At 57.0% G+C, this 4286-nt stretch carries 3 rRNA genes; all 3 read right to left on the minus strand.

The annotated features are described in order from the left end of the window. Positions 1-283: 283 nt before the first annotated feature. Positions 284-400: ribosomal RNA gene (gene rrf / locus ACIBQZ_RS43110) — 5S ribosomal RNA — on the minus strand. Positions 401-513: 113 nt separating this feature from the next. Next, a 23S ribosomal RNA gene (locus tag ACIBQZ_RS43115) occupies positions 514-3642 on the minus strand. A 418-nt stretch (positions 3643-4060) separates the two neighbouring features. Further along, positions 4061-4286: ribosomal RNA gene (locus ACIBQZ_RS43120) — 16S ribosomal RNA — on the minus strand; the annotation flags it as partial.

A 4286-nucleotide genomic window follows, 5' to 3' on the forward strand; every position in this document is an offset into this window, starting at 1 on the left:
CCCGGCTCCACCGTGTACCGGCGGCCACCACTGTTCAGAAGACGTACCAGTACATCACGAGCCTGGCACTGCTCCGGGCGTCCGCATCCTCGCGGGCCCGAATGGAGGCATGAGTTACGCACTCCGGATGGCAAAACAATGACAAAACAGTGGTGGCGGCCTGCTCCTGACCGTGTCCGTTACCCCGGAATCTCCGTTAACCCCTGCGCGAGGCGCGGGTGAAGATTCGACGGGTGAACACGGCCATGAAACCGGAGCGGCCGCCACCACTATCTATGAAGTTGTCCGGCGATGTCCTACTCTCCCACACCGTAACCAGTGCAGTACCATCGGCGCTGGCAGGCTTAGCTTCCGGGTTCGGAATGGGACCGGGCGTTTCCCTGCCGCTATGATCGCCGTAACTCTCCCGGCACAACCACCAACCCTGTTCGGGTGTGGGTGGTCGTTTCCCGTGAACCGCATAGTGGACGTGAGCACGCATTCTTTACCCGCGCATCATCTGAGCGGAGAGTGTGTAGTAAGTCATCGGCGTATTAGTACCGGTCAGCTTCACGGGTCTTCAGTCCCCGCTTCCACATCCGGCCTATCAACCCAGTAGTCTAGCTGGGAGCCTCCCGACACTCAAAGGTGCCATGGAAACCTCATCTTGAAGCGAGCTTCCCGCTTAGATGCCTTCAGCGGTTATCCCTTCCGAACGTAGCTAACCAGCGGTGCCCTTGGCAGGACAACTGGCACACCAGAGGTTCGTCCGTCCCGGTCCTCTCGTACTAGGGACAGCCCTTCTCAAGTTTCCAACGCGCGCAGCGGATAGGGACCGAACTGTCTCACGACGTTCTAAACCCAGCTCGCGTACCGCTTTAATGGGCGAACAGCCCAACCCTTGGGACCTACTCCAGCCCCAGGATGCGACGAGCCGACATCGAGGTGCCAAACCATGCCGTCGATATGGACTCTTGGGCAAGATCAGCCTGTTATCCCCGGGGTACCTTTTATCCGTTGAGCGACCGCGATTCCACCATCCACGGCCGGATCACTAGTCCCGACTTTCGTCCCTGCTCGACCTGTCGGTCTCACAGTCAAGCTCCCTTGTGCACTTACACTCGACACCTGATTGCCAACCAGGCTGAGGGAACCTTTGGGCGCCTCCGTTACTCTTTAGGAGGCAACCGCCCCAGTTAAACTACCCACCAGGCACTGTCCCTGATCCGGATCACGGACCGAAGTTAGACATCCAGAACGACCAGAGTGGTATTTCAACGTCGACTCCACCAACACTAGCGTGCCGGCTTCACAGTCTCCCACCTATCCTACACAAGCCGTACCGAACACCAATACCAAGCTATAGTAAAGGTCCCGGGGTCTTTCCGTCCTGCTGCGCGTAACGAGCATCTTTACTCGTAATGCAATTTCGCCGAGTTCGCGGTTGAGACAGCGGAGAAGTCGTTACGCCATTCGTGCAGGTCGGAACTTACCCGACAAGGAATTTCGCTACCTTAGGATGGTTATAGTTACCACCGCCGTTTACTGGCGCTTAAGTTCTCAGCTTCACCCTTGCGGGTTAACCGGTCCCCTTAACGTTCCAGCACCGGGCAGGCGTCAGTCCGTATACATCGTCTTGCGACTTCGCACGGACCTGTGTTTTTAGTAAACAGTCGCTTCTCCCTGGTCTCTGCGGCCCTCAAACGCTCACCAATGCAAGACTGGTTCACGCCTCAGGCCCCCCTTCTCCCGAAGTTACGGGGGCATTTTGCCGAGTTCCTTAACCACGATTCACTCGATCGCCTTAGTATTCTCTACCTGACCACCTGAGTCGGTTTAGGGTACGGGCGGCTCGAACCTCGCTAGATGCTTTTCTCGACAGCATAGGATCACCCACTTCCCGCCAATGCGGTCATCATCACATCTCAGGCTCATCATCAAAGAAAGCGTCGCGGATTTGCCTACGACACGCCCTACATGCTTAAACGTGGACAACCATCGCCACGCGGAGGCTACCTTCCTGTGTCACACCATCGCTTACCTACTACCAGTCCAGGTCACAGCCATCCACGCTTCGGCCCGAAGGCCGGCACGCTTCAAGGAGTTTAGTATCGCTGGGTTCGATATGGGCGGTTCTTCGCCGGTACGGGAATATCAACCCGTTGTCCATCGACTACGCCTGTCGGCCTCGCCTTAGGTCCCGACTTACCCAGGGCGGATTAGCCTGGCCCTGGAACCCTTGGTCATTCGGCGGACGGGTTTCTCACCCGTCTTTCGCTACTCATGCCTGCATTCTCACTCGTGTAGCGTCCACACCTGGGTCACCCCGGCGCTTCACCCGCCACACGACGCTCCCCTACCCATCCCAGCACCTGAACGCACCATCAAGGGCACGCTGGGTTATTGCTGAAATGCCACAGCTTCGGCGGTGTACTTGAGCCCCGCTACATTGTCGGCGCGGAATCACTTGACCAGTGAGCTATTACGCACTCTTTAAAGGGTGGCTGCTTCTAAGCCAACCTCCTGGTTGTCACAGCAACTCCACATCCTTTCCCACTTAGCACACGCTTAGGGGCCTTAGCTGGTGATCTGGGCTGTTTCCCTCTCGACTACGAAGCTTATCCCCCGCAGTCTCACTGCCACGCTCTCACTTACCGGCATTCGGAGTTTGGCTGACGTCAGTAACCTTGTGAGGCCCATTAGCCATCCAGTAGCTCTACCTCCGGCAAGAAACACGTGACGCTGCACCTAAATGCATTTCGGGGAGAACCAGCTATCACGGAGTTTGATTGGCCTTTCACCCCTACCCACAGCTCATCCCCCAGGTTTTCAACCCTGGTGGGTTCGGTCCTCCACGCGGTCTTACCCGCGCTTCAACCTGGCCATGGGTAGATCACTCCGCTTCGGGTCTAGAGCATGCGACTCAAACGCCCTATTCGGACTCGCTTTCGCTACGGCTACCCCACCCGGGTTAACCTCGCCACACACCACTAACTCGCAGGCTCATTCTTCAAAAGGCACGCCGTCACCCCGCAAGGCTCCGACGGATTGTAGGCACACGGTTTCAGGTACTATTTCACTCCCCTCCCGGGGTACTTTTCATCTTTCCCTCACGGTACTAGTCCGCTATCGGTCATCAGGGAGTATTTAGGCTTAGCAGGTGGTCCTGCCAGATTCACACGAGATTCCACGAGCCCCGTGCTACTTGGGACGCCCACAAGGAAGACCACATCATTTCGGCTACAGGACTAACACCCTCTACGGTCGCCCATTCAATGACGTTCGCCTATGACATGATTTTCTGACTCCCCACACCCATGACAGTAGATGTAAGTGGGATCCCACGACCCCGGACATGCAACGCCTGCCAGCTATCACACACGCCCGGTTTAGCCTCATCCGCTTTCGCTCGCCACTACTCACGGAATCACTGTTGTTTTCTCTTCCTGACGGTACTGAGATGTTTCACTTCCCGTCGTTCCCCCTCAACACCCTATATATTCAGGTGAGAGTGACTGGACATGACTCCAGCCGGGTTACCCCATTCGGAAACCCTCGAATCACAGCTCGGTTGCCAGCTCCTCGAGGCTTATCGCAGGCTCCTACGTCCTTCATCGGCTCCTGATGCCAAGACATCCACCGTATGCCCTTAAAAACTTACGACACACACCCATCAGACCCACCCAAAGGCAAGCCATCCGGAATGCGCACGAAAAAATGCACAGATAAAGATGCTCACGTCCACTATACAGTTCACAAGCAACGAACACACACAACCCACAGACACACCAGTTACCCAACAACCCCCAGAAAGGGAACTGCCGGCAGTTTGATGAAGGGACTGTCATGCCAGTCGAAGAAGACCTTCCGGCCCTCTTCCCGAGATCACGGCCCACACACTCGAAAGCATGTGGCCCGCTCCCTCAGGACCCAACAGCGCATCACACACTCCAACCCCGGAGCACGTGCCAACCGATGTTCCACCCGAGCGGTCACCCCGACACCAGGCCGGCCCTGATGGGCCAGCTCATCGATCGGGAAATGACATGCCTTGAACCCTGCGGTCCGAGGTGCTCCTTAGAAAGGAGGTGATCCAGCCGCACCTTCCGGTACGGCTACCTTGTTACGACTTCGTCCTAATCGCCAGTCCCACCTTCGACGACTCCCTCCCTTACGGGTTAGGCCATCGGCTTCGGGTGTTACCGACTTTCATGACGTGACGGGCGGTGTGTACAAGGCCCGGGAACGTATTCACCGCAGCGTTGCTGATCTGCGATTACTAGCGACTCCGACTTCACGGGGTCGAG

Source organism: Actinoplanes sp. NPDC049599 (assembly GCF_044465625.1).
Classification (GTDB): domain Bacteria; phylum Actinomycetota; class Actinomycetes; order Mycobacteriales; family Micromonosporaceae; genus Actinoplanes.